The organism is Sphingobium sp. SYK-6 (assembly GCF_000283515.1).
Classification (GTDB): Bacteria; Pseudomonadota; Alphaproteobacteria; order Sphingomonadales; family Sphingomonadaceae; genus Sphingobium; species Sphingobium lignivorans.
Map to the genome: position 1 here is coordinate 1,680,816 of NC_015976.1, position 26,648 is coordinate 1,707,463.

The window sequence follows — 26,648 nt, forward strand, 5'->3', positions numbered from 1 at the left end:
CTGATCGCCCTGACCGCGCATGTTGCATCGGACCAGAGTGCCGGTTCAATACTGCGCTGCACCTCTGGAAGTTTACAAAGATGACGACCCGTCGGTGTCATCTTTCGCTTCCGTGAACTTTCGACAAGCCAGATGCCAGAGCCTGCTGCGGCAAGCCTGTAAGGCCCGACAGACGTGAAAGTTCTCCAATGAGAAAAGAAACGCGCGTTGCCTGTCACCTGTCTGTTGGAAGGGGTTCCACAGGCCTGCCATGACGGACGGTCTGTAGGACAGCGGAAACGAGGCTGATGGGGATGGATGGCGAGCGTTCATCCGCATAGTCTCGCCCGAGACGACTGGCTCGCGATGTGCCGGTTAGGCCGGCTCGCCGGTCTCTCCGCTTTCGCTCAGGCGATAGCGGCTCAGGCGCGGTGCTTGCTCCAGCTGAGCGGCGGCCTTGATGGCTTTCTGCAGGTCGTCTCGTTTCTGGTGAACCGATGCGATGACTGGCCCCACCGCGATGCCAAGATCGACGAGCGCTGTCTCGGCGAGATGGAGCGAGCTTTCCAGCGCTTCCGGCACAGCATCGCTGGCGCCGGCGCGGTACAGCTCGGCGGCGTGATCGGTATCGCGGGCCCGCACGATGATCGGCAGGTCGGGCGCCCAGCTGCGGACACGGCGCGTCACCCGGACCGCCAGCACCGGATCATCCATGGTGATGATGAGCGCGCGCGCATGCCCGATGCGCAGCCGGTCCAGCGTGTCGGGGCGCGCGACATCACCAAAGCGCACGACATAGCCGTCCCGCCGCGCCTGCCCCACGATGTCGATATTGCTCTCGACCGCGACATAAGGCTGATCATGTGTGCGCAGCAGGTCCGCCACCATGCGCCCGACGCGGCCGAAGCCCAGAATGATGGCGCCGCCGCTTTCCGGCCCCGGCTCCTCGCTCGCGCGATCGCTGGCGCGCGCTTCGATGCGGCGGGCCGTGTCGTGGCCGATCCGGGCCAGGATCGGCGTGATCGTCAGTCCGATGGCCGTTACCATTTGCCAGAACGCGGCCGTATCCGCGCTGATGAGGCCCGCGATGACAGCTGTGCTGAGAACGATCAGCGTTGTCTCGGAAGGGCTGGCCATCAGCGTTGCCGTTTCGAACGCCATCCCCCGTCGCGCCCCGGCCAGCCTGAGGAGCAGGCCGGTGACGATCGTCTTGGTGACAAGCACCGCCACGACGGCGAGCAGGACCTTGTCCCAGCTCCGCATCAGGGCCAGCGGATCGATTCCCATGCCGACCGTGATGAGGAAGACGCCGAGCGCCAGGCCCTTGAAGGGCTCGGTGATGCTTTCAACCTCGCCATGATAGTCGGTTTCCGCGATCAGCAGGCCAGCCACCAGCGCACCCACGATGGGAGACAGGCCCACTACGACAGTGATCAGGCTGGATACCATGACGACAAGCAGGCTTGCCGCGAGGAACACCTCCGAGCTTTTCGTCCGCGCCGCCTGGGCGAACAGGCGAGGGAGCAGCAAGCGCCCCGCGACAAACATGGCCACGACCGTGACAACACCCTGCACGAACACAGTGGCGAGGTTTGTCCAGCCATCGTCGCCCACATTGGGTGCCATGGCACCGAGCGCAAACACGATGGGCACCAGCGCGAGATCCTCGAACAGCAGCATCGAGAAGGCGGCCTTGCCCACGGGCGAGCGCGTGCCGCTGATCGGCAGCACAAGGGCCGTGGAGGAGAGGGCGAGGGCAAGGCCAAGCCCGATCGCGGAATACCAGGAGCTGTCGAACAGCAGGAAACCGGCGGCGATGACCAGCGCGCTGCCCAGCAGCTCGGCCGCGCCCAGCCCGAAGACCAGCGCGCGCATCGACCACAGGCGCTTGAACGATAGTTCGAGGCCGATCGAGAAGAGGAGGAGGACGATGCCGAACTCGGCGAAGGAGGATATTGCCGACGAGCTGCCGATCGTCACATGGGAGAGCGCAGGATAGCGGCCGATCAGCTGGCCAAGCCCGTACGGCCCCACCAGCATGCCCACCAGAATGAAGCCGATGACGGGGCTGATGCGGTAGCGCGCGAAAGCTGGAATGACGAGGCCCGCGGCACCAAGGATCACCAGCGCATCGCTGTATCCCTGACTGCCGAACGGGCCGTGGATCATGGGCGGTTCACGACCGCCGTCGCGGACCCCATGGGAGCGAATGCGCGACGCGATTCGTCCTCATGGAGTGCGCCGGGAGAGGGGATGCTGCTCGGCATCGCTCCCCTTATTGCCAGTTGCTCATCTCGGCCTCGAGATTCGCTCGAATGGCCTCGAAGAACTGCTCGGTCGTCATCCAAGCCTGATTGGGCCCGATGAGGATCGCGAGGTCCTTGGTCATCTGGCCATTCTCGACCGTCTTGATGCAGACTTTCTCCAGTGTTTCGGCGAAGCGGATGACCTCCGGCGTCTCGTCGAACTTGCCGCGGAACTTGAGGCCGCCCGTCCAGGCGAAGATGGAGGCGATCGGGTTGGTCGAGGTCGCCTTGCCCTGCTGGTGCTGGCGATAATGGCGGGTGACCGTGCCATGCGCGGCCTCGGCTTCCACGGTCTTGCCATCGGGTGTCATCAGGACCGAGGTCATGAGACCGAGCGAGCCGAAGCCCTGTGCCACGGTGTCGGATTGCACGTCACCGTCATAGTTCTTGCAGGCCCAGACGAACTTGCCGCTCCACTTGAGCGCGCTGGCCACCATGTCGTCGATCAGCCGATGCTGATACTCGATGCCAGCTTCCTCGAACTTCGTCTTGAATTCGTTGTCAAAAATCTCCTGGAACAGATCCTTGAAGCGGCCGTCATAAGCCTTGATGATCGTGTTCTTGGTGGAGAGATACAGCGGCCACTTGCGATCGAGCGCATAGTTCATCGAGGCCCGCGCGAAGTCGATGATCGACTGATCGAGATTGTACATCGACATGGCGACGCCCGAACCCGGGAAGTTGAAGACCTCGCGGTCGATCACTTGCCCGTCGTCGCCCTCGAAGACGAGGCGCAGCTTGCCGGGGCCGGGGACGAGGAAATCGGTTGCGCGATACTGGTCGCCGAAAGCGTGGCGGCCGATGACGATCGGATCCGTCCAGCCGGGCACGAGCCGCGGCACGTTCTGGATGACGATCGGCTCGCGGAAAACCACGCCGCCCAGGATGTTGCGGATCGTGCCATTGGGTGACTTCCACATCTGCTTGAGGTGGAATTCCTCAACCCGCGCCTCGTCGGGCGTGATCGTTGCGCATTTGACGCCGACGCCATGCTTCTTGATGGCCTCTGCTGCATCGATGGTGATCTGGTCGCCGGTGCGGTCGCGCTCCTCGACGCTGAGATCATAATAGTGAAGATCGATGTCCAGATAGGGTTTGATGAGCCGCTCGCGAATCCATTCCCAGATGATTCGGGTCATCTCGTCGCCGTCGATTTCGACGACGGGGTTCTTCACCTTGATCTTGCTCATGCGCGCCTGGTCTTTCCCTGTTGGAAGCGGTGGTCGGCTGGAAATGGGCTGATGCCCTTTGCTCTGCCTCTAGGCAAAGCGGTGCGGAGGATCAACCACCCGAGAAGGAAAAGCGCGTCGCGACGGCCGTCCTGCCCCTCGCGCATCCCCGGCGGCGATCAGAGATTGTGCGCTGCCGCTGGCGTGCCTAGACTGGAAGGCATGACAACAGAATTTTCAGGATCGCAACCAGTCCTTTCCACGCGCGCCGGCGTCAAGTGGAGCTTCCCGAGCATTCATCCCGAAGGGCGCAAGTTCGGCGCCATCGCGGTGGGCATCACTGCCTTGCTGGCCTTGCTTGGCTGGTCCGTGCTCGCCTGGCTGATGGCGGGGCTCACGATCTGGGTCTTCGCCTTCTTCCGCGATCCCGTCCGTGCCGTTCCGCAGGAAGAATCGGCGATCATCGCGCCGGCCGATGGTCTCGTGACGCTCATCCAGACCGTGATGCCCCCGCCGGAAATGGCAGGCCCGGAAGGGCTGGGGGAGGGGCCGCTTGTCCGGGTATCCATCTTCATGAGCGTTTTCGACGTGCACGTGAACCGGACGCCGATCTCGGGCGTTATCAAGGACGTGGTGTACATCAGCGGAAAGTTCATCAATGCCGATCTGGACAAGGCGAGCGAGGACAATGAGCGTCAGCACATCCTCGTTGAGCGCGGTGACGGCCTGCGCATCGGGTTCACGCAGATCGCGGGGCTCGTCGCGCGGCGCATCGTTCCCTTCGTCAAGCGCGGCGACATAGTGGCGGCCGGGCAGCGCATTGGCCTGATCCGCTTCGGGAGCCGGGTGGACGTCTATCTCCCGGTCGGCACGGCCCCGCGCGTGGTGCTTGGCCAGCGCACGGTCGCCGGCGAGACGATCCTGGGCCAGATCGACGACCCGAAAACCGTGACGGGCGTGCTGCAATGAACGAGAGTGATGGCCGTCTGGCGCTCTGCCCGCCTGCGCTGCGGAAGATGCCGGCATGACCCCGCCGCCGCGCCGGTTCGCGCAGCGCATGAGCAGCAGGGGCATCACGCTTCGGCAAGTGGCGCCCAACGCCGTGACGGCCATGGCCCTCTGCTTTGGCCTGACCGCGATCCGCTACGGTATTTCCGGTGACTGGGGCCGGGCAGTCGCGGCAATCATCTTCGCCGGCGTGCTGGATGGGCTGGATGGGCGAATCGCCCGGATGCTGCATGGGGAAAGCCGCTTTGGCGCGGAACTCGATTCCCTGTCGGACGCCATAGCCTTCGGTGTCTCGCCCGCCATCATCCTCTATCTCTGGTCTCTCCAGTCCATGCCTCGCTTCGGCTGGATCGTCAGCCTCGTGCTGGCACTGAGCTGCGCCCTGCGGCTCGCGCGCTTCAATGCCAGCATCGATGCCGCCGAGCATCCGCGCAAAGCGGCGGGTTTCCTCACCGGTGTTCCCGCGCCGGCCGGGGCCGGCCTGGCGCTGATGCCGCTTTATGCCTGGTTCATTACGGAGATGGACCTGTTTCGCGACTGGCGGCTGGTCGGGCCATGGGTGGTGGCGATGGCTCTTCTCATGATCTCGAACCTCCCGACTCTGGGCTGGAAGCGCTTGCGGGTGCCGCCCGCCTGGCGAATGTTCGCGCTGCTGCTGGCCGGTGTGTTTGCCGCCATGCTGATGGTCGCGCCCTGGCATGCGCTGCTGGCGCTGACCCTGGGCTATCTGGCGCTCATCCCGGCGGGCATCATCAGCTACGGACGCGTTACGCGGCGGCCTGCCGCGCCCGGATCGTCGCCGCCTGAAGGCTGACCGGCGCGAGGGGCGTGCATGCGACTTGTGCGCCTTTTCCAGCATCTTCGCCGCTCCAGCCATCCACGTTCAGCGTGCGCAGGGCCGCCAGCGCCTGGCGCCAGCTACGCGCGAACTCCCTGGCCATCAGGGTCGGAGCCATCACCAATGCGGCCATGAAGAGCAGGGATCCGAAAGCATAGAACATCGAGGCGTCCTTTCTGCGTAGGCGGCGCAAATGTTTTCCATTTGTTCCTGTATGATCTCTCTTTGTTCTCATTCACTCTCGTTGTCAACTCTTGCCTTGCTGCATTATCTCGGCTAAGGGCGCGGCCCTAATCCACATGGGATCCGATACATACCGGTGCCGCTTCGCGGTCACTGGATCCCAGAGGCTCAACCGGAAGGAGTAATTATCATGGCGGCACCCGTCGTCACCCTGCACCAATTGATCGAGGCCGGCGCGCATTTCGGCCATCAGACCCACCGCTGGAATCCCCGCATGAAGCCGTACATCTTCGGCGAGCGGAACGGCATCCACATCATCGACCTGTCGCAGACCGTGCCGCTGTTCGCGCGCGCGCTCGATTTCGTCTCGACGACCGTGGCCGCGGGCGGCAAGGTGCTGTTCGTCGGCACCAAGCGCCAGGCGCAGGAAGCGATCGCAGACGGCGCGCGTCGTTCGGGTCAGCACTTCGTCAACCATCGCTGGCTGGGCGGCATGCTCACCAACTGGAAGACGATTTCCGGTTCGATCAAGCGTCTGAAGTCGCTTGAGGAGAAGCTGTCCGGCGATACGCACGGCTTCACCAAGAAGGAAGTCCTCCAGATGACGCGCGAGCGCGACAAGCTGGAACTCTCCCTTGGCGGCATCCGCGACATGGGCGGCATTCCGGACGTGATGTTCGTGATCGACGCTAACAAGGAAGAGCTGGCGATCAAGGAAGCCAACACGCTCGGCATCCCGGTCGTCGCGATCCTCGATTCGAACGTCAATCCCGCGGGCATCGCCTTCCCGGTTCCGGCCAACGACGATGCGAGCCGCGCCATCCGTCTCTATTGCGAGGCTGTCGCGCAGGCTGCGACGAAGGGCAATCAGGGCGCGGCTTCCGCGGCCGGCATCGATCTGGGTGCCATGGATGAGCCCCCGGCCGAGGAAACGCTCGCGGCCGAGGCCTGAGGTTCGGTTTTTTCTCTCCGGCGCTGCGGGCGGGCATTGCCGTCTGCGCGGCCGGAGAGAGGTCGATGGAATGAATCGCCCGGCAGGGATCAGGTGACATCGGATTGTCACCTGTTCTGCCTAACGGGCGTGCAAATTTTTGACAGATGGGAGCCAACAGAATGGCACAGATCACTGCAGCCGCCGTCAAGGAACTGCGCGAGCGTTCGGGCGCGGGCATGATGGATTGCAAGAAGGCGCTGGCCGAGACCGACGGTGACGTCGAGGCGGCGGTCGACTGGCTGCGCGCCAAGGGCCTTGCCGCAGCGCAGAAGAAATCGAGCCGCACGGCGGCAGAAGGCCTCGTGGCCGTCGCGGTTGACGGCACCAAGGGTGTCGCGGTCGAAGTCAACAGCGAGACCGACTTCGTTGCGAAGAACGAGCAGTTCCAGAACTTCGTCCGCGCCGCAGCGGAAGTCGCACTGGCCGGCGGCATCGGCGATGCCGAGGCGCTGAAGGCTGCCGCGCATCCGGCGGGTGGCACGATCGAAGACGCGCTCGTCGCGAACATTGCCACGATCGGCGAGAACCAGCAGCTTCGTCGCGTGAAGGCTGTCTCGGTCGAGCAGGGCCTGGTCATTGATTATATGCACAATGCCGTGGCGCCCGGCCTCGGCAAGATCGGCGTGCTGGTGGCACTCGAGAGCCCGGCTGGCGCCGACGTGCTGGCCCCGCTCGGCAAGCAGATCGCAATGCACATCGCTGCTGCTTTCCCGGTCGCGCTGAAGGCCGAGGAAATCGATGCCGACATCATCGAGCGCGAGCGCAAGGTCGCGACGGAGAAGGCAGCCGAATCCGGCAAGCCCGCCGAGATCGTCGCGAAGATGGTGGACGGCGCCATCGCGAAGTTCGCGAAGGAGAATGCTCTTCTCTCGCAGCTCTTCGTGATGGATAACAAGACCTCCATCGCCGATGTCGTCGCCAAGGCTGCCAAGGACGCTGGAACGACCATCCAGCTGACCGATTATGTCCGCTTCCAGCTCGGTGAAGGCATCGAGAAGGAAGAAAAGGACTTCGCGGCCGAGGTTGCGGCCGCCGCTGGCGTCTGATCAGATATTCGCAACTTTGAGCGCGGGGAAACTCTCCGTGCTTGGCATGGCGGCGCGGGCTCTCTAAGGTCCGCGCCGCTCCCACGTTACGCACCGTATTGAAGGCTTTCATGACATCAGCTTCTCCCAGGCGCATTCTGCTCAAGCTCTCGGGCGAGGCGGCGATGGGTGACCAGAGCTTCGGCATAGATCCGGTCACGGTGGCGCGCGTCGCCGGGGAAGTGAAAGTCGCTAAGGACGCGGGCTACGAGCTGTGTCTGGTGATCGGGGGGGGCAACATCTTCCGAGGCATGGCGGGTGCCGCGAAAGGCATGGATCGCGCGAATGCCGATTATATGGGCATGCTCGCGACCGTGATGAACGCACTGGCGATGCAGGATGCGCTCGAGCATCTGGATGTCGCGACCCGCGTGCAGTCGGCGATCCCTATGGCGAGCATTTGCGAGCCCTATATCCGGCGGCGCGCGCTGCGCCACCTGGAGAAGGGGCGGGTCGTCATTTTCGCAGCCGGCGTTGGCAGCCCCTATTTCACGACCGATAGCGGCGCGGCCCTGCGGGCAGCGGAGATGAATTGCGACGCGCTTTTCAAGGGAACATCGGTCGACGGCATCTACGATGCTGATCCCAAGCTTGTCCCCGCCGCCAAGCGTTTCGACCAGGTCAGCTACGATCAGGTCCTCAACCAGAATCTCAAAGTGATGGATGCGAGCGCCGTGGCCCTTTGCCGTGACAACGCCATTCCCATCATCGTTTTCAATATTCGCGAGCAGGGCAATCTCGCGCGCGTCCTTGCGGGCGAAGGTATTTCGACGATCGTCAACGGCGGCTGAGCTGCCGCGACGGACATATTGCGGAGAGGCACAATGGCAAAATACGACAAGGCTGATCTGGAGCGTCGGATGGCCGGCGCTGTCGAGGCATTGAAGCATGATCTTTCCGGCTTGCGCACGGGGCGTGCCAACGTGGCGCTGCTCGATCCGGTGACGGTGGAGGTCTATGGGGCGCACATGGCGCTGAACACGGTCGCAACTGTCTCCGCACCCGAGCCGCGGATGTTGTCCGTGCAGGTTTGGGATCGCAGCAATGTCGGGCTGGTCGACAAGGCCATCCGCTCGGCCGGACTGGGCCTCAATCCCATCGTCGACGGGCAGAATATCCGTCTCCCCATTCCCGATCTGACCGAGGAACGTCGCAAGGATCTGGCCAAGCTGGCGAGCCAGTATGCGGAGAAGGCGAAGATCGCCGCCCGCAACGTGCGCCGCGACGGCATGGACAATCTGAAGACCGACGAAAAGAAGGGTGAGATCAGCGAAGATGAACGAAAGCGCCTCGAAACCGAGGTGCAGAAGATGACCGATTCCACCATTGCCGAAATCGATGTGGCGGCGCAGGCCAAGGAAAAGGAAATCCTTGGCAAGTAACCGGCCCGGTGGCTCCGCCAAGGGGAGGCATGGCGGCGATGATCCTGTCGCGTCATAAGCTGTCGCGTGAAGCCGCGTCGATGCCGGACGCAGGTGGGCATTCCGCGTTGCCACGTCACGTCGCCATCATCATGGACGGCAATGGCCGCTGGGCGAAGGCGCGGCGCCTTCCGCGCATCGCCGGGCACCGAGCCGGCGCGGAAGCCGTGCGTCGCACTCTGCGTGCGGCCAGCAAGCTCGGCATCGATTGCATCACGCTCTACGCCTTCTCGTCCGAGAACTGGAAGCGTCCCGAGCAGGAGATCGCGGACCTCACCGGCCTCATGAAGCAGTTCATTCGCGCCGAGCTTGACGAGATCCATCGGGGCAATATCCGCCTGCGCATCATCGGCGACCATAGGGCTTTCGAGCCGGAGGCCGCCGCGATGGTCGATGCCGCCGTTGAGAAGACCGCCGGAAACACCGGCGCCACGCTGGTGGTTGCGCTCAATTATGGCTCGCAGGATGAGTTGACGCGCGTGATGCGTGGCCTCGCAGAGCGCGTGCGGAGCGGTGATCTGGATCCCCAGGCCATTACGCCCGACATCGTCGCGGCCGAGCTGGATACGGCGGATCTGCCGCCGCTCGATCTCCTTATCCGGACGTCCGGCGAGCAGAGGCTTTCCAATTTCCTGCTTTGGCAAGCGGCCTATGCCGAGCTCTATTTCACCGAAACCCTCTGGCCGGACTTCGATGAAGCCGCGCTGGCAGCGGCGGTGGCGAGCTATGCCGAGCGCGATCGCCGTTTTGGTGGCCTCTGATGTCCTCGACAGCCCCACGGTCTGATCTTGCCGTGCGGACAGGGTCCGCCATCGTTATGCTGGCGGTCGCCGGTCTGGCGCTGTGGTCAGGCGGTGGGTTCTTCAGGCTGTTCGTGCTGGTCGGCGCTGCGCTCCTGATCTGGGAATGGAAAACGATGGTCGATCGCTTTCCGGACGATCGTACGACGCGGGCAACATGGCTGGCTTTTGGGGGCGTCTATGTGGTCCTCGCCGCCCTGGCTCTCATCGCGCTCGAGCGAGGGGGAATGGTTCTGCCGGTGCTTGGCGCCGTGATCGCGACCGATATCGGGGCCTATTTTGCCGGACGGACCATCGGCGGGCCCAAGATCGCCCCTGCCATCAGTCCATCCAAGACATGGGCTGGCCTTGCGGGGGGCATGATCGCGTCGGGCTTGCTCTTGATGCTTTCCGGCCCGGCGCTTCTGTCAGGCGCGGTCGGAGGACAGTTCGACGCTGATGCCATTTCCGGCGGCACCGGTTCGCTCCTGCTCCTTCTGTGCGGTGGCGCGATCGCCGTGCTCGCGCAGACAGGCGACTTTTTCGAGAGCTGGATCAAGCGCAGGGCGGGGGTCAAGGACAGCGGATTGTGGATTCCTGGCCATGGCGGGCTTTTCGACCGTGTTGATGGGCTCTTGCCGGTGAGTATTGCCGCCGCTCTGGCGCTTTGGCTGATAAGGATATCCTGGTGAGCGCCGTCCGCAGCATTTCCGTTCTCGGTGCCACCGGGTCCGTCGGGCAATCGACGCTGGATCTCATCGGCCGTGAGGCGGATCGATACGAGGTCCTAGCATTGACTGCCGGCAGCGATGTTGCTGGACTCGCGGCCACGGCGATCAGGCATCGGGCGCGCTATGCAGTGATTGCAGATGCTGATCGCTATGCGGATCTGCGGTCGGCTCTGGCCGGCACCGGCGTGGAAGCAGCAGCCGGCCCTACAGCCCTGATCGAGGCCGGGGCGCTTGGCGCCGACTGGACAATGGCCGCGATTGTCGGCTGCGCCGGACTCGCGCCAACCCTGGCCGCGATCCGCGAAGGGCGCACTGTAGCGCTTGCCAACAAAGAGGCGCTGGTCTCCGCAGGTGACGTCATGATGGCGGCGACGCAGGAAAGCGGAGCCAACCTGCTGCCCGTGGACAGCGAGCATAACGCGATTTTTCAGTGCCTCGCGAGTGGCGGGATCGATGCTGTGCGCAGGATCACCCTCACCGCGAGCGGAGGTCCGTTCAGGACGCTGTCACGCGATGAGATGGCGCGGGTGACGCCGGCGCAAGCCGTGAAGCATCCAAACTGGTCGATGGGGCGCAAGATCAGCGTCGACAGCGCCACGATGATGAACAAGGGGCTGGAGCTCATCGAAGCCTGGCACTTGTTCCCCGTGGGACTGGAGCGGTTCTCCGTTCTTATTCATCCGCAATCGATCATTCATTCCATGGTGGAATTCCGCGATCGCTCGACCATCGCTCAGCTGGGCTGTCCGGACATGCGCGTGCCTATTGCCAGCACGCTGGCCTGGCCGGCCAGAATGGAAACGCCCTGCGAGCCGCTTGATCTCGCCCGCATTGGCCGACTGGATTTCGAGGAGCCTGATGAGGTGCGCTTTCCCGCGCTGCGGCTCGCCCGCGAGGCCATTGAAGCGCGTGGGAGCGCGCCCGGAATCCTGAATGCGGCCAACGAAGTGGCGGTCGCGGCTTTCCTTGAGGGGCGGATTCGTTTTCTGGACATTGGCCGGATCGTGGAAGACGTGCTAGCGCGGACCGACATCATGCCGGTCCGAGGCATCGAGGACGTCTGGGCGATCGACAGGTCGGCACGGCATCTCGCCGAGCGCCTGGCAGCGGAGCTCATCACGTGACTGATAACCCAGGCTTCATCTTCACCATCATCGCTTTCCTGCTGGTGATCGGCCCGCTCGTCTTCATCCATGAGATGGGCCATTATCTGGTCGGGCGCTGGTTCGGCGTGCATGCTGAAACCTTCTCGATCGGTTTCGGGCACGAGCTCAAGGCCTGGCATGACAAGCGCGGGACGCGCTGGCGCATCGGTGCATTGCCGCTCGGCGGATATGTGAAGTTCGCCGGGGATGCTGGCGTCGCGAGCGAAGCTGATCCTGCCTGGCTCGAGCTCAGCCCTGAGGAAAGGCAGCGCTGCTTTCCGGCCAAGCCGGTCTGGCAGCGGGCGCTCATTGTCCTCGCGGGCCCGGTGGTGAACCTCCTGTTTGCTGCGCTTGTTCTCGCGGGCTTTGCCTATATCCACGGCGAGAATGTGACGCCGACCCGGATCGGCGCCGTCGTCGAAGGAGGCGCGGCGGAGGCGGCTGGCCTGCGCCCGGGCGACCGCATTCTCGCGATCGACGGCGAAAAGGTGGAGCTTTTTCCCCAGCTCAGCAAAGCTGTCATGACGCGTTTGCCCGGCGAGGAAGTGACCCTTGAGCTGGATCGCGCCGGGCGCGTCATGGAAATACCGTTGGCGCTGGGAACGCGAGTCGAGCGGGATCGCTTCGGCAACGAATATCGCATCGCCCAGATCGGGATCCAGGCCGCTGAATCCGTACAGCGCGATGTGTCTCTGGCCGAAGCGCCCATTGTCGGGTTGCGCCGCACGGGCGAACTGATCGCCATGATGGCCAACGGCCTCGTGGATATCATCACCGGCCGGCGGGCGATTTCCGAGCTTGGCGGCCCGCTCAAGATTGCCCAGATTTCCGGCGAGCAGGCCGCGCTCGGTCCCGAAGCCCTGATCGCGTTCATAGCTCTCGTGTCGATTAACTTGGGGTTCATCAACCTGTTGCCAATTCCCATGCTCGACGGGGGTCATTTGTTCTTCTACGGGATTGAAGCCATTCAGCGCAGGCCGGTCAGCCCTCGTTTTCAGGAAATCGCCTTTCGTTCGGGAATGGCGCTTCTGCTTGGACTGATGGTTTTCGTGACAGTGAATGATCTGGGGTCATTTGGTCTCTGGCGGGGTCTGTCCGGCTTGATTGGGTGAATATGTTGAGGCAGGAGCAGCGCGCATGATCGCTGATCGGGTCGACGTTTTTGGGTACTGGCGAGGAAGCAGGGTTTGAGCGAAATTAGACGAATGTCGGCACAGGGTCGCCTCGCGCCATTGCTTCTGTGCGGCACGATGCTCGCCGGGCTGGGGCAAGTGCCTGCGCATGCGCAGGAGACGCCTGCTCCCGCGCCATCCCTGCCGGCGGCCAGCGCCGTCAGCCCCACCGGCACGGTGCGTTCGATCACGGTAGAGGGCGCGCAGCGGCTGGAGCCGGACACCGTGCTTTCCTACACGCGCCTGCGTGTCGGCGCTTCCTATACCCGCGCCACGCTCGATGAGGCGTTGCGCGAGCTTTATGCGAGCGAGTTGTTCTCCGATGTTCAGATCCGCGACAATGAGGGCGCGCTGACCATCCAGATCACGGAAAATCCGGTGATCAATCGTATCGTCCTCGAAGGTAATCGCCGCCTCAAGGACGACAAGATCCTGCCAGAGATCAAGATGGCGCCCCGGCAGATCTACACGCGCTCCAAGGTGCGTGCCGATGTCGCGAGGATCATCGAGCTGTACAGGCGGCAGGGGCGCTTCGCGGCTGTCGTCGATCCCAAGCTCGTCAAGCTCGACCAGAATCGCGTCGATATCGTCTATGAGATCTCGGAAGGGCCCAAGTCCAAGGTCCGCCAGATCAATATCATCGGCAACAACGTGTTTTCCGACGGCCGGCTACGCGGAGAGATGGCGACGAAGCAGTCCCGCTGGTTCCGTCTTTTCTCCTCGGGCACCACTTACGACCCGGATCGACTGGCCTACGACCAGCAGAAGCTGCGCCAGTTCTATCTCACCGAGGGTTACGCTGAATTTCGTGTGATCTCGGCCGTCGCCGAGCTGACCTCCAACAAGCAGGACTTCATCATCACTTATGTGGTGGAGGAGGGCGATCGCTACAAGTTCGGCGATGTCACGGTTCGCAGCGACATTCGCGACCTCTCATCCGACGGTCTGACCCGTTCGCTGCGGATGAAGAAGGGGGACTGGTACAATGCCAAGGCCGTCGAGGACACGGTCGAGCAGCTGAACCAGACAGCCGGCCTGTTCGGCTACGCTTTCGCGGACGTCCAGCCCGAGTTCGAGCGGAGCAAGGACGATCGCACGATGTCGATCACCTTCCGCATCGCCAATGCGCCCCGCGTCTATGTCGAGCGGATCGACATCAACGGCAATACGCTGACGCAGGACAAGGTTGTTCGGCGTGAGTTCCGCCTGCACGAAGGCGACGCCTTCAACACCTTCATGGTGCGCCGCTCGCAGGACCGCATCAATTCGCTCGGCTTTTTCCAGGAAAGGCTGGAAATCGAGCAGAAGCCCGGATCGGCGCCGGATCGGATCGTCCTCGAAACCAATGTCGAGGAGAAGGCGACCGGCGAGCTTCAGCTTTCTGCGGGTTTCTCCAGTCTGGAGCGTTTCATTCTTGCAGCGTCCGTCACCCAGCGCAATTTCCGCGGCATGGGTCAGGAACTGAGGACATCGGTCAATTACTCGACTTACTCGAAGTCGGTGAACGTCGGTTTCACCGAGCCTTATTTCCTGGACAAGAACATCGCTGTCGGCGCGGATATTTTCCGTCAGGATGTCAACAGCTTCAATTACATCTCCGGCAACGACCGCAACACCATCTACAGTCAGGTACGCACCGGCTTCCAGCTGCGGGCGGGTATCCCGGTTACCGAATATCTGTCGATGGCCCTGCGCTACGGCCTGTCGTTCGACAATGTGACGCTGGATCAATCGACCTATTACAGCGACCGTATCACGCCAGGCCAGTTCCAGTGCGAGCCGCTGCTGGCAGGGCAATATCTCTGCGACGCGATCGGCAGGCGGACGACATCCACCATTGGCTACTCGCTCATCTATGACACGCGCGATAACCGCATTCGTCCGACCCGTGGTCACAGCCTGACATTCAGCCAGGATTTCGCGGGTGTCGGGGGAAGCGTCCAATATCTCCGCAATCGCATTTCTGCCGACAAATACTGGCCACTGGGCGGGGGGTTCATCTTCTCCCTTCGCGGCGAGGGCGGATATATCAAGTCGTTCGAGAAGTCCCGGAGCGCCAGTAGCGATCCGATCCGCCTCGTCGACCGCTTTTTCCTGGGCGAACCACAGATGCGTGGCTTCGATATCCGGGGCGTCGGCCCGCGGATCATTCGCAAGCCCTATATCTATGACGAGCAGGGCAACCCGACGGGCGTCAACGAGAGCCGGGACACTTGGTCGGACGACGCGCTGGGCGGCCGGGCTTATTATCTCGCCCATGCCGAAATCGAAATTCCGCTGGGCGCTGGCGCGCGCGACATGGGCCTGCGTCCCTCGATCTTCGTCGATGCGGGTGCCGTATTCGGCGTGCGCCGGCCGACCTACGAGAATGGCGGCCTGCTCGACCTGCCGCAGCTTGTCACTTTGCCCATCTATGATGCAAATGGCTTGCGCCAGTGCCAGAACACGACGGACGGCACCCTGGCGTCGATACCCAATGGCGCAAGCTGCCCGACCGGTACGACGCTTTACGGCCCGCAAGTGGGTGGTTTCCGCGAGTTCTATCTGGGCGATACGCCCAAGCCGCGCGTGTCGGTCGGCTTCGGCGTCAACTGGAATTCGCCCTTCGGTCCGTTCCGAATTGATATCGCCAAGGCGCTCATTACGGCAGAAGGCGACGACACCAAGCTTGTAACTTTCAATATAGGGACTCAATTCTGATGCGTAATTCCATTCTTCCGGGGCTCGCGACGGCGTCGGCCGCCGTCCTGCTTTCCGCCGCGCCTGCAGCCGCACAGGTCAAGCAGGCCATCGCTGTGGTCAATGTCGAGCAGGCAATCGGGCAGTCGTCCGCGGCCCAGACGGCCGGTCAGCAGCTGCAGGTGACCTACAAGACCAACATCGACCAGCTCAATACGCGCCAGGCAGCGCTTCAGGCCGAACTGAAGCAGCGGCAGGACGCTTTCCAGGCTGCAGCGACGGCAGCGGGCCAGAACCCCACGCCGGCCCAGCGGACCCAGCTCCAGACCCAGTATGAAGAGCTCCAGCAGCGCGCCCAGGCAGCGCAGGCCGAACTCACGCAGATCGGCCAGCCGATCCAGCTCGCGCGCGAATATGCTCTCGAGCAGATCGGGGCGAAGCTTGACCAGGCGATGCGGTCGGTCATGACCAAGAACAAGATCGACCTGCTGCTCAAGGCCGGTGCCGCCGAGGCCTTCGTGCCGGGCGCTGATGTCACCAATCTTCTGGTTCAGGAACTCAATGCACTGGTGCCGTCCGTCGGCATCGTGCCGCCGCAGGGCTGGCGGCCCGGCGGCCAGCAGGCCCAGCAGCCCGCAGCGCCCGGTACGGCTGTCGCACCCACCCCGGCGGCGCCCGCCACCGGCAACAATCGCCAGCCTGAAGGGCGCTGATCGACCATGGCGGCCGACGGGGAGAGCGAGGACGAGATGAGCGGTCTGGATATCCGCCGGATCATGGCGGCGCTACCGCATCGTTATCCACTTCTGCTCGTCGACCGCGTGGTATCCATGGTTCCCCGCACCTCGATCCACGCGGTGAAGGCCGTGTCGATGAACGAGCAGTTCTTCCAGGGACATTTCCCTGGTCGCCCGATCATGCCGGGCGTGCTCATCGTCGAAGCCATCGCGCAGACGGCGGGCATTCTGGCGGTTGAATCGCTGGGGCTCGCCGGCAGCGGCAAGCTGGTCTACTTCATGGCGATCGAGGGCGCCAAGTTCCGTGCGCCTGTGGAGCCGGGCCATCTGCTCGACCTGCATGTCGAGTTCACCCAGCTGCGCGGCGCGGTCTGCAAGTTCACCGGCAAGGCAAGCATCGCCGGCAAGCTGTGCGCGGAAGCGCATTGCGTGGCGATGATCGCGGATCCGCCGAAGGACTGACGCGCTTAACAACAAGCGCGCAAGCCCTTGCCAGCGTGGCCTGTTCCCGCTATGGGCCGCGCTTCCATATGCCCCAGACCGGTCGGAAACCGGTCATTTTTGGAGCCCGACGCATGAAAAAAGACACGCACCCCGACTATCACTATATCACCGTGCAGATGACCGATGGCACGAGTTTCCAGACCCGCTCGACCTGGGGCAAGGAAGGCGACACGATGACGCTGGACATCGATCCCACTTCGCACCCGGCATGGACAGGCGGCCAGCGCCAGCTCGATCAGGGCGGTCAGGTTGCTCGCTTCAACAAGCGCTTTGGCGGCCTCACGCTCAAGAAGGGCTGAGCCTTTCCGCATCCGCGGCATGAGAGCAGGGATTGGGTGTCACCATTTCCCAAAGACGGAAAAGGGCCTCGCATTTGCGAGGCCCTTTCCTTTTGTGTCGCTCGGATGGCCTTGGTTCAGGCAAACATGATCTTCCTCTTGCGACGGCGCATGGTGGCGCCCGCCAGCGCGAAGCCGCCGATCATCATGGCCCATGTGGCCGGCTCCGGAACGACCCCGGTGAAATCCGGCTTACCGAGGAAGAGGTTCGGTCCCCAGTAACCGTCGGTGGTGTCGTTCTGAACGAAGTTCAGGAAATCGGGCGTCGAACCCTCAAGCCAGCGATTGTCGTTATACTGGATGCTTGAGTCGGTGTAGAAACCGATGTTGTTCCAGGTATAGTTGTTTCCCAGGCTCACCCCGGAGATAAGATACTCACCCGGCAGCAGTGTCAGCTCGGGGATCGTCACATAACGGAAGTGACCGACGATCGGATAGGCATTGGTGACGACGGCGGACGCGAGCAGCGTCCCGGTGCTGAGACAGCCGGCGGTGTCGCAGCTATAGAGCGCGACCTGATTGTCCTCGACCTGGCCGTTGAATGGGTCGGCATAATAGCCCAGCCCGCTGACCGTCACAGTCTCCAGGACCGTGAAGCTGTTCGCGAATATCCAGTCGCCGTTGTTGAAGGAATTGGTCGCGGTTTCGAATTCCCAGGCCGGTCCGGCATGGGCTGCTCCCGATATCAGCGTGGTGGCCGCCAGAGCAGCCCAGATCGTGCTTTTCATTATCCACTCTCCCACATCTATGGCGCCTTGCACCATGCAGGGCGCCTACAGGCGATCGAGGTTCGATCGTCTGAATGCGCGGCCCGGTTTCGCGGACGTTGTCGAGTTGTCGGTCTTCCCCACCACAAGACTCGGCCGTCTTGTTAACCGTGTTAATTATCCTGTGCCGGGTGAACTTGCAAATATGATGGGAGCGCGCCCTGGCGGGTCACGAGGAGCTTTCCAAGAGCCCGGCGCGCGCACGAAAAAGCGCCCGAACGGCGGTTGCCGTCCGGGCGCTTTCTATACGGTTGGCTGAGAAGATGTTTAGCCCAGATCTTCCGTCGTGAAGTCCTCGCCTTGCACCTTCGCCAGCGGATCGTCTCCCATCGCGGCTTCGGCCGGCTGACGCAACTCCGCCTCATGCTCCTCAGCCGCCGTGTTCGGCGCCACCAGATGCGCTTCGTTGGCGACACGCATTGCAGCGCGCAGCGCAGCGTCGCGGCTGTTGGCGGCGATGCGCATGCGGCTCATCGAGGAGCCTGTGCCGGCCGGGATCAGACGCCCGACGATCACATTCTCCTTGAGACCGATCAGGGTGTCCTTCTTGCCCTGAACCGCAGCCTCGGTGAGGACACGGGTGGTCTCCTGGAAGGAGGCCGCCGAGATGAAGCTGCGCGTCTGGAGCGAAGCCTTGGTGATGCCGAGCAGCACCGGCTTGCCCTGTGCGGGCTGTTGCCCAGGCGTCAGCCGGGCATTCACTTCGTCCATCTCGTCGCGGTCGACCTGTTCGCCCGCCAGCAGGGTGGTGTCGCCACCATTGGTGATCTCGACCTTCTGCAGCATCTGGCGAACGATCGTCTCGATGTGCTTGTCGTTGATCTTAACGCCCTGCAGACGATAGACTTCCTGAATCTCCGACACGAGATATTCCGCCAGCGGCTCGATGCCGAGCACTTCGAGAATATCGTGCGGATCGGGCGAACCGCCGATCAGGTTGTCGCCACGCTTCACATAGTCGCCCTCCTGGACGTCGATCACCTTGCTCTTGGGGATCAGATACTCGACCGGCTCGCCGCCATCCTCGGGGAGGATCGCGATCTTCCGCTTGGCCTTGTAGTCCTTCAGGAACTGAACGCGGCCCGAGACCTTGGCAATGATCGCATTGTCCTTGGGCTTGCGGGCTTCGAACAGCTCGGCGACGCGCGGCAGACCGCCGGTGATGTCACGAGTCTTGGCTGCCTCGCGAGAGATACGAGCCAGCACGTCACCGGCCTGCACCTGCGCACCGTCCTCGACCGAGAGCGTGGCGCCCGGTGCAAGGAGATAACGCGCAGCCTCGCCCGACGCGTCGTCGAGCAGGGTGAGGCGCGGACGAAGATCGTCCTTGGAGCGCGACGGTGCGCGGTATTCGGTCACCACGCGCTGCGTGATGCCGGTTGCCTCGTCCGCCTGCTCGGTCAGCGTCTTGCCGTCGATCAGGTCCTGATACTTCACGACGCCCGGCTTCTCGGTGATCACCGGCTGCGTGAACGGATCCCACTCTGCGATCCGGTCACCCTGCTTCACCTTGCTGCCATCCGCGAAGAGGATGGCGGCGCCATAAGGCAGGCGATGGACGGCACGCTCGCGGCCTTCCTCGTCGATGATCGCCAGCTCGCCGTTACGGGCAAGGGACAGGCGACGCCCGTTCTTGTCCGTGATGGTGGGCATGTCGCGCAGTTCGAGCGTACCGTCCGCGACGGCTTCGAGGTTCGACTGCTCGTTGAGCTGCGCAGCGCCGCCGATGTGGAAAGTCCGCATGGTGAGCTGCGTGCCCGGTTCGCCGATCGACTGCGCGGCGATGACGCCCACGGCTTCACCGATGTTGACCGGCGTGCCGCGTGCGAGGTCACGGCCGTAGCATTTGGCGCAGACACCCATCTTGGACTCGCAGATGAGCGGCGAACGGATCTTGATCGCCTGGACGCCGATGGCTTCGATCTTCGCGACCATCGCCTCGTCGAGCAGTTCACCTTCAGGGACGATGACCGAGCCATCCTTGCTGTCGACCACGTCCTCGGCCGTGGTGCGGCCCAGAACACGCTCGCCCAGCGAAGCGATGGTCGAACCGCCCTGGATGATGGCTTTCATCTCCAGCGCCCGGTCCGTGCCGCAATCGATCTCGACGATCGTGCAGTCCTGCGACACGTCGACCAGACGGCGGGTCAGATAACCCGAGTTCGCCGTCTTGAGCGCCGTGTCCGCCAGACCCTTACGGGCGCCGTGGGTGGAGTTGAAGTACTCAAGGACGGTGAGGCCTTCCTTGAAGTTCGAGATGATCGGGGTCTCGATGATCTCGCCCGAGGGCTTGGCCATCAGGCCACGCATGCCCGCGAGCTGCTTCATCTGCGCCGGCGAACCGCGCGCACCGGAGTGGCTCATCATGTAGATCGAGTTGATGGGCTTCAGGCGACCGGTATCGGTGTCCTTGGGCATGGCGCGGATCTCGTCCATCATGGCAGCCGCCACCTGATCACCGCAACGGCTCCAGGCGTCGATCACCTTGTTGTACTTCTCCTGCTGCGTGATGAGGCCGTCCTGATACTGCTGCTCATAATCAGCCACCAGTGCCTTGGTCTCGTCCACCAGTCCGATCTTCGAGTCCGGAATGATCATGTCATCCTTGCCGAAGCTGATGCCGGCGCGGAAGGCGTGGCGGAAGCCCAGCGCCATGATGGCGTCGGCGAACAGAACCGTGTCCTTCTGGCCGGTGTGGCGATAGACCTGATCGATGACGTCGCCGATTTCCTTCTTGGTGAGAAGGCGGTTGATCGTCTCGAACGGCACCTTGTGGCTCTTGGGCAGGCATTCGCCGATGAGCATGCGGCCCGGCGTCGTTTCGACGCGCTTCATAAACTCGTTGCCGTGCTCGTCGACCTGCGGGACGCGGCTGACGATCCTGGAGTGCAGCGTCACGGCCTTGGCGAAGAGCGCCTGATGCACTTCGGCCATGTCCGCCAGCATCATGCCTTCGCCCGGCTCGCCTTCCAGCTCCATCGAGAGATAATAGAGACCCAGAACCATGTCCTGCGAAGGCACGATGATCGGCTTGCCGTTGGCGGGCGAGAGGATGTTGTTGGTCGACATCATCAGCACGCGCGCTTCCAGCTGGGCCTCGAGGCTCAGCGGAACGTGAACGGCCATCTGGTCGCCGTCGAAGTCGGCGTTGAACGCGGCGCAGACCAGCGGGTGAAGCTGGATGGCCTTGCCCTCGATCAGCACGGGCTCGAAGGCCTGAATGCCGAGGCGGTGAAGCGTCGGCGCGCGGTTGAGCAGCACCGGATGCTCGCGGATCACCTCATCGAGGATGTCCCAGACTTCCTTGCGCTCCTTCTCGACCCACTTCTTGGCCTGCTTGAGGGTCATGGAGAGACCCTTGGCATCGAGACGGGCGTAGATGAACGGCTTGAACAGCTCGAGCGCCATCTTCTTGGGCAGGCCGCACTGGTGCAGCTTGAGCTCCGGACCGGTCACGATGACCGAGCGGCCCGAATAGTCGACGCGCTTGCCGAGCAGGTTCTGGCGGAAGCGGCCCTGCTTGCCCTTGAGCATGTCGGACAGCGACTTGAGCGGACGCTTGTTGGCGCCGGTGATGACCCGGCCGCGACGGCCGTTGTCGAACAGGGCGTCAACGGCCTCCTGGAGCATGCGCTTTTCGTTGCGGACGATGATGTCCGGCGCGCGCAGTTCCATCAGGCGCTTGAGGCGATTGTTACGGTTGATAACGCGGCGATAGAGATCGTTGAGATCGGACGTCGCGAAACGGCCGCCGTCCAGCGGAACCAGCGGACGCAGCTCCGGCGGAATGACGGGGATCACCTCGAGGATCATCCACTCCGGGCGGTTACCCGAATCGATGAAGCTCTCGACGACCTTGAGGCGCTTGATGATCTTCTTGGGCTTCAGCTCGGACTTGGTCTCGGCCAATTCCTTGAGCAGCGCATCGCGCTCGCCCTCCAGGTCGAGGTCCTCGAGCATCTTCTTCACCGCCTCGGCACCGATGCCGGCGGAGAAGGCGTCCTCGCCATACTCGTCTTGCGCGTCGAGCAGCTCGTCCTCGGTGAGCAGCTGATACCGCTCCAGAGGGGTGAGGCCGGGCTCAGTGACGATGTAGCTCTCGAAATAGAGCACGCGCTCGAGCTGCTTGAGCTGCATGTCGAGCAGCAGGCCGATGCGCGAGGGCAGGGACTTGAGGAACCAGATGTGCGCGACCGGCGCTGCCAGCTCGATATGGCCCATCCGCTCGCGACGGACCTTGGAGACGGTCACCTCCACGCCGCACTTCTCGCAGACAATGCCCTTGTACTTCATGCGCTTGTACTTGCCGCACAGGCACTCATAGTCCTTGATGGGACCGAAGATGCGCGCACAGAACAGGCCGTCACGCTCGGGCTTGAACGTGCGGTAGTTGATCGTTTCGGGCTTCTTGATCTCGCCGAAGGACCAGCTGCGGATACGCTCAGGCGATGCGATGCCGATCTGGATCTGGTCGAACACGTCCGGCTTGGCGACGGGGTTCGCGAAATTGGTCAGTTCGTTCATATCTCAATTCCCTCTTGAGGGCTGAATTTCGGTCAAGGGTGAAAAGAGGGCACCGGCTTCGGCAGACAGTGCCCGCTTCCCTTATTCCGCGGCCTCGGGCAGTTCGCCGTCGCCGTCCTCGTCGCTCATGTCTTCCAGCGCTGCCAGCTCCACATTGAGGCCGAGCGAGCGCATTTCCTTGACCAGCACGTTGAAGCTCTCGGGGATGCCGGCCTCGAACGTGTCGTCACCCTTGACGATCGCCTCGTAGACCTTGGTGCGGCCGACCACGTCGTCCGACTTCACCGTCAGCATCTCCTGCAGCGTGTAGGCCGCGCCATAGGCCTGGAGCGCCCAGACCTCCATCTCACCGAAGCGCTGGCCACCGAACTGGGCCTTGCCGCCCAGCGGCTGCTGGGTGACGAGGCTGTAAGGTCCGATCGAACGAGCGTGGATCTTGTCATCGACGAGGTGATGCAGCTTCAGCATGTAGATGATGCCGACAGTCACCTTCCGGTCGAAGGCATCGCCAGTCCGGCCGTCGAACAGCGTCGACTGTCCCGAAGGATCGAGCCCGGCCAGCTCCAGCATGGCCGAGACGTCCGCCTCGCGGGCACCGTCGAACACAGGCGTCGCGATCGGCACGCCGGTCACCAGGTTGGATGCCAGTTCCACGATCTGCTCGGAGCTGCGCGCCTCGATGTCCGCGGCGTAATTGTCGCCATAGACAGTGAGCAGCCGCTCCTTCACCGCTTCCGGCATTTCACCGCCGGTCACGCCGGGATTGGCCTCGCGCCAGTCCTGCAGGGCTTGCTTGATCTGCTGACCAAGACCGCGTGCAGCCCAGCCCAGATGCGTCTCGAAGATCTGACCGACGTTCATGCGCGAAGGCACGCCGAGCGGGTTCAGCACGATGTCGACAGGCGTGCCGTCCTCAAGGAACGGCATGTCCTCGATCGGCAGGATGCGCGAGATGACACCCTTGTTGCCGTGACGGCCGGCCATCTTGTCGCCCGGCTGCAGCTTGCGCTTCACCGCGACGAACACCTTGACCATCTTGAGCACGCCCGGGGGCAGCTCGTCGCCGCGCTGCAGCTTCTCGACACGGTCCTCGAACTTCTCGACGATCAGCTTCACTGCCTCGTCATACTGCGCCTTCACGGCTTCGAGCTGCGTCTGGCGCGTGTCGTCCGCCACAGCGAACTTCCACCATTCATGACGCTCGACCTCGGAAAGCAGAGCCTCGTCGATCTCGACGCCCTTCTTCACGCCCTTCGGGGCCGCCGTGGCGACCTGCCCGATCAGCATCTCGCGCAGACGGTTGAACGTGGCGCGATTGAGAATGGCGCGCTCGTCCTCGCGGTCCTTGGCGAGGCGGTCGATCTCTTCACGCTCGATCGCCATCGCGCGCTCGTCCTTGTCGATGCCGTGGCGGTTGAACACGCGCACCTCGACGATCGTGCCGGCAACGCCCGGGGGCAGGCGGAGCGAGGTGTCGCGCACATCGCTGGCCTTCTCGCCGAAGATCGCGCGGAGGAGCTTTTCCTCCGGCGTCATGGGGCTTTCACCCTTCGGCGTGATCTTGCCGACGAGAATGTCGCCCGGCTCGACCTCGGCGCCGATGTAGACGATGCCCGCCTCGTCGAGGTTGCGCAGGGCTTCCTCGCCGACGTTCGGGATATCGCGCGTGATGTCCTCGGGCCCGAGCTTGGTGTCGCGGGCCATCACCTCGAACTCCTCGATGTGGATCGAGGTGAAGACGTCATCCTTCACGATCCGCTCGGAGATGAGGATGGAGTCCTCGTAGTTGTAGCCGTTCCAGGGCATGAAGGCGACGAGGCTGTTGCGGCCCAGCGCCAGTTCACCCAGCTCCGTGGACGGACCGTCAGCGATCACGTCTCCGGCGGAAACATGGTCGCCCACCTTCACCAGCGGGCGCTGGTTGATGCAGGTGTCCTGGTTGGAGCGCTGGAACTTCATCAGCGTGTAGATGTCCACGCCCGAACGGCCCGGCTCGACATCCTCCGTGGCACGGATCACGATACGGGTCGCGTCGACCTGATCGACGATACCCGAGCGCTTGGCGGCGATGGCGGCGCCGGAATCGCGTGCCACCGTCTCTTCCATGCCGGTGCCGACGAACGGCGCCTCGGCCCGCACCAGAGGCACGGCCTGACGCTGCATGTTCGAGCCCATGAGCGCGCGGTTGGCGTCGTCGTTTTCCAGGAACGGAATGAGCGAAGCGGCAACCGAGACAAGCTGCTTGGGGCTGACGTCCATCAGCGTGATATGATCGCGCGGCGCCATCAGGAACTCACCGGCTTCACGCGAGGAAACGAGTTCCTCGACGAACTGGCCGTCCTCGGTCAGCTCCGCATTGGCCTGCGCGATCGTGTGTTTCGCTTCTTCCATGGCGGACAGATAGACGACCTCGTCAGTCACCTTGTTGTCGACCACCTTGCGATAGGGCGTCTCGATGAAGCCGTACTTGTTGACGCGCGAGAAGCTCGCCAGCGAGTTGATGAGGCCGATGTTCGGGCCTTCCGGCGTCTCGATCGGGCAGATACGGCCATAATGGGTCGGGTGAACGTCGCGGACCTCGAAGCCGGCGCGTTCGCGGGTGAGACCGCCCGGCCCGAGCGCCGAGACGCGACGCTTGTGCGTGATCTCGGAGAGCGGGTTGGTCTGGTCCATGAACTGCGAGAGCTGGGAGGAGCCGAAGAACTCGCGCACGGCGGCTACGGCCGGCTTCGCGTTGATCAGGTCGTTCGGCATCACCGTCGAGACGTCGACGCTCGACATGCGCTCCTTCACCGCGCGCTCCATGCGCAGCAGGCCGACACGATACTGGTTTTCCAGCAGCTCGCCGACCGAACGCACGCGGCGGTTGCCGAGATTGTCGATGTCGTCGATCTCGCCCTTGCCGTCCTTGAGGTTCACCAGTTCCTTGACGACTGCGAGGATGTCCTCGCGGCGCAGCGTGGTGATGGTGTCCTCAGCGTCGAGGCCAAGGCGCATGTTGAGCTTCACGCGGCCCACGGCCGAGAGATCATAGCGCTCGCCGTCGAAGAACAGGCCTTCGAACAGGGCTTCGGCCGTCTCGCGCGTCGGCGGTTCGCCGGGGCGCATGACGCGGTAGATGTCCGACAGCGCGTGGTCGCGATCCTCGGCCTTGTCGACCTTCAGCGTGTTGCGGATCCACGGGCCCGTGTTGACGTGATCGATATCGAGCAGCTCGATGCGATCGATCCCGGCTTCATCCAGCTTGGCGAGATTCTCGGGGGAAACCTCGTCGCCCGCTTCGATATAGATCGCGCCAGTGGTCTCATTGATGAGGTCATAGGCGCTGTAGCGGCCATAGATTTCCTCGGTCGGGATGACGAGCGATTCAAGGCCGTCCTTCTGCGCCTTGAGTGCCGCGCGCGGACTGATCTTCTGGCCCGCAGCGAACACCACCTCACCGGTCTTGGCATCGACGATGTCGAACATCGGCTTCTGGCCGCGCCAGGCTTCCGCCGTGTAGGGGATCTGCCAGCCGTTCTGGCCGCGGACATAAGTGATCTTGTTGTAGAACTCGCCGAGGATATCCTCGCTATTCAGGCCGAGCGCATAGAGCAGCGCCGTCACCGGCAGCTTGCGCTTGCGGTCGATGCGGACATTCACGATGTCCTTGGCGTCGAACTCGAAGTCCAGCCAGGAACCGCGATAAGGGATCACGCGCGCAGCGAAGAGATACTTGCCGGACGAGTGCGTTTTGCCACGGTCATGGTCGAAGAGCACGCCTGGCGAGCGGTGCATCTGGGACACGATGACGCGCTCGGTGCCGTTGATGATGAAGGTGCCGTTGCCCGTCATGAGCGGCATGTCGCCCATGTAGACATCCTGCTCCTTGATATCGAGCACGGAGCGGGTCTCGGTGTCGGCGTCCACTTCGAACACGATCAGGCGAAGCGTCACCCGCATCGGGGCCGCATATGTGATGCCGCGCTGACGGCACTCCTCGGTGTCGTACTTGGGATCTTCGAGTTCGTAATGGACGAAGTCCAGCTCCGCCGTGCCGGCGAAGTCGCGGATCGGGAAGACGCTGCGCAGGGTCTTCTCCAGGCCGGACACATAGCCGATCGCGGGATTGGAGCGCAGGAACTGCTCATAGCTCTCCCGCTGCACTTCGATCAGATTCGGCATCTGCACCACTTCGTGGATGTTGCCGAAAACCTTGCGGATGCGCTTCTTGGCGCTTTCGCCGGCCGTGGAGGGGGGGAGAGCCTTGGTTGCCATGCCTGTCCTGCCTGAATTGGTCCCAAAAAACT

The 26,648-nt window shown here is 63.2% G+C and carries 20 protein-coding genes; 14 read left to right on the plus strand and 6 right to left on the minus strand.

What is annotated here, in order from left to right; genetic code table 11:
- Positions 1-354 precede the first annotated feature (354 nt).
- Positions 355-2,148 carry a cation:proton antiporter domain-containing protein gene (locus SLG_RS07570; protein WP_014075865.1) on the minus strand — a complete coding sequence of 598 codons (1,794 nt, stop codon included), beginning with the start codon at positions 2,146-2,148 and terminating at the stop codon, positions 355-357.
- A 106-nt stretch (positions 2,149-2,254) separates the two neighbouring features.
- Positions 2,255-3,475, minus strand: a complete 1,221-nt coding sequence (locus tag SLG_RS07575) for an NADP-dependent isocitrate dehydrogenase (protein ID WP_014075866.1) — start codon at positions 3,473-3,475, stop codon at positions 2,255-2,257.
- A 201-nt stretch (positions 3,476-3,676) separates the two neighbouring features.
- On the opposite strand from SLG_RS07575, the gene SLG_RS07580 reads away from it, so the two are divergent.
- Positions 3,677-4,423, plus strand: a complete 747-nt coding sequence (locus SLG_RS07580) for a phosphatidylserine decarboxylase (protein ID WP_014075867.1) — start codon at positions 3,677-3,679, stop codon at positions 4,421-4,423.
- 88 nt (positions 4,424-4,511) lie between these two features.
- A complete protein-coding gene (locus SLG_RS07585) occupies positions 4,512-5,276 on the plus strand; it encodes a CDP-alcohol phosphatidyltransferase family protein (protein ID WP_041392884.1) in 765 nt (254 codons plus the stop codon).
- Here the strand turns inward: SLG_RS07585 and SLG_RS07590 are convergent.
- Entirely contained in the window at positions 5,230-5,463 is a 234-nt protein-coding gene (locus SLG_RS07590; protein ID WP_041391814.1) for a hypothetical protein, read from the minus strand. The genes SLG_RS07585 and SLG_RS07590 overlap by 47 nt on opposite strands.
- Before the next feature lie 210 nt (positions 5,464-5,673).
- Here SLG_RS07590 and rpsB point away from each other — a divergent pair, with 210 nt between their 5' ends.
- The 12 genes from rpsB to rpmE all read left to right on the plus strand — a co-directional run bounded on the left by rpsB (position 5,674) and on the right by rpmE (position 17,029).
- Positions 5,674-6,435, plus strand: coding sequence for a 30S ribosomal protein S2 (rpsB, locus tag SLG_RS07595; protein WP_014075869.1), 762 nt, complete (start codon positions 5,674-5,676; stop codon positions 6,433-6,435).
- Between the two features lie 161 nt (positions 6,436-6,596).
- Positions 6,597-7,523 carry a translation elongation factor Ts gene (gene tsf, locus SLG_RS07600; protein WP_014075870.1) on the plus strand — a complete coding sequence of 309 codons (927 nt, stop codon included), beginning with the start codon at positions 6,597-6,599 and terminating at the stop codon, positions 7,521-7,523.
- A gap of 110 nt (positions 7,524-7,633) precedes the next feature.
- Positions 7,634-8,353, plus strand: coding sequence for a UMP kinase (gene pyrH, locus SLG_RS07605; protein WP_014075871.1), 720 nt, complete (start codon positions 7,634-7,636; stop codon positions 8,351-8,353).
- A 33-nt stretch (positions 8,354-8,386) separates the two neighbouring features.
- On the plus strand, positions 8,387-8,944 hold the full coding sequence (gene frr / locus SLG_RS07610; protein ID WP_014075872.1) for a ribosome recycling factor: 558 nt from the start codon (positions 8,387-8,389) through the stop codon (positions 8,942-8,944).
- A 29-nt stretch (positions 8,945-8,973) separates the two neighbouring features.
- Positions 8,974-9,744: an isoprenyl transferase gene (locus SLG_RS07615; RefSeq protein WP_014075873.1), complete on the plus strand. Its 771-nt coding sequence runs from the start codon at positions 8,974-8,976 to the stop codon at positions 9,742-9,744.
- 56 nt (positions 9,745-9,800) lie between these two features.
- Positions 9,801-10,454, plus strand: coding sequence for a phosphatidate cytidylyltransferase (locus SLG_RS07620; RefSeq protein ID WP_014075874.1), 654 nt, complete (start codon positions 9,801-9,803; stop codon positions 10,452-10,454).
- A complete protein-coding gene (gene dxr / locus SLG_RS07625) occupies positions 10,451-11,617 on the plus strand; it encodes a 1-deoxy-D-xylulose-5-phosphate reductoisomerase (protein ID WP_014075875.1) in 1,167 nt (388 codons plus the stop codon). The genes SLG_RS07620 and dxr overlap by 4 nt, the downstream gene beginning before the upstream one ends.
- Entirely contained in the window at positions 11,614-12,750 is a 1,137-nt protein-coding gene (rseP, locus tag SLG_RS07630; RefSeq protein ID WP_014075876.1) for an RIP metalloprotease RseP, read from the plus strand. The genes dxr and rseP overlap by 4 nt, the downstream gene beginning before the upstream one ends.
- A 93-nt stretch (positions 12,751-12,843) precedes the next feature.
- Entirely contained in the window at positions 12,844-15,510 is a 2,667-nt protein-coding gene (bamA, locus tag SLG_RS07635; RefSeq protein ID WP_014075877.1) for an outer membrane protein assembly factor BamA, read from the plus strand.
- A complete protein-coding gene (locus tag SLG_RS07640; protein ID WP_014075878.1) occupies positions 15,510-16,202 on the plus strand; it encodes an OmpH family outer membrane protein in 693 nt (230 codons plus the stop codon). The genes bamA and SLG_RS07640 overlap by 1 nt, the downstream gene beginning before the upstream one ends.
- 6 nt (positions 16,203-16,208) lie before the next feature.
- The gene (gene fabZ, locus SLG_RS07645; RefSeq protein ID WP_014075879.1) at positions 16,209-16,688 is read left to right on the plus strand and encodes a 3-hydroxyacyl-ACP dehydratase FabZ; all 480 of its coding nucleotides are present in this window, start codon (positions 16,209-16,211) and stop codon (positions 16,686-16,688) included.
- A gap of 113 nt (positions 16,689-16,801) precedes the next feature.
- Complete coding sequence (gene rpmE, locus SLG_RS07650) at positions 16,802-17,029, plus strand: 50S ribosomal protein L31 (RefSeq protein ID WP_014075880.1); 228 nt, start codon at positions 16,802-16,804, stop codon at positions 17,027-17,029.
- A 116-nt stretch (positions 17,030-17,145) separates the two neighbouring features.
- Here rpmE and SLG_RS07655 read toward each other — a convergent pair whose 3' ends face one another.
- The 3 genes from SLG_RS07655 to rpoB all read right to left on the minus strand — a co-directional run bounded on the left by SLG_RS07655 (position 17,146) and on the right by rpoB (position 26,616).
- Positions 17,146-17,796: a PEPxxWA-CTERM sorting domain-containing protein gene (locus SLG_RS07655; protein ID WP_014075881.1), complete on the minus strand. Its 651-nt coding sequence runs from the start codon at positions 17,794-17,796 to the stop codon at positions 17,146-17,148.
- A 306-nt stretch (positions 17,797-18,102) separates the two neighbouring features.
- Complete coding sequence (gene rpoC / locus SLG_RS07660; protein ID WP_014075882.1) at positions 18,103-22,359, minus strand: DNA-directed RNA polymerase subunit beta'; 4,257 nt, start codon at positions 22,357-22,359, stop codon at positions 18,103-18,105.
- 81 nt (positions 22,360-22,440) lie between these two features.
- Entirely contained in the window at positions 22,441-26,616 is a 4,176-nt protein-coding gene (gene rpoB, locus SLG_RS07665) for a DNA-directed RNA polymerase subunit beta (protein WP_014075883.1), read from the minus strand.
- Positions 26,617-26,648 lie beyond the last annotated feature (32 nt).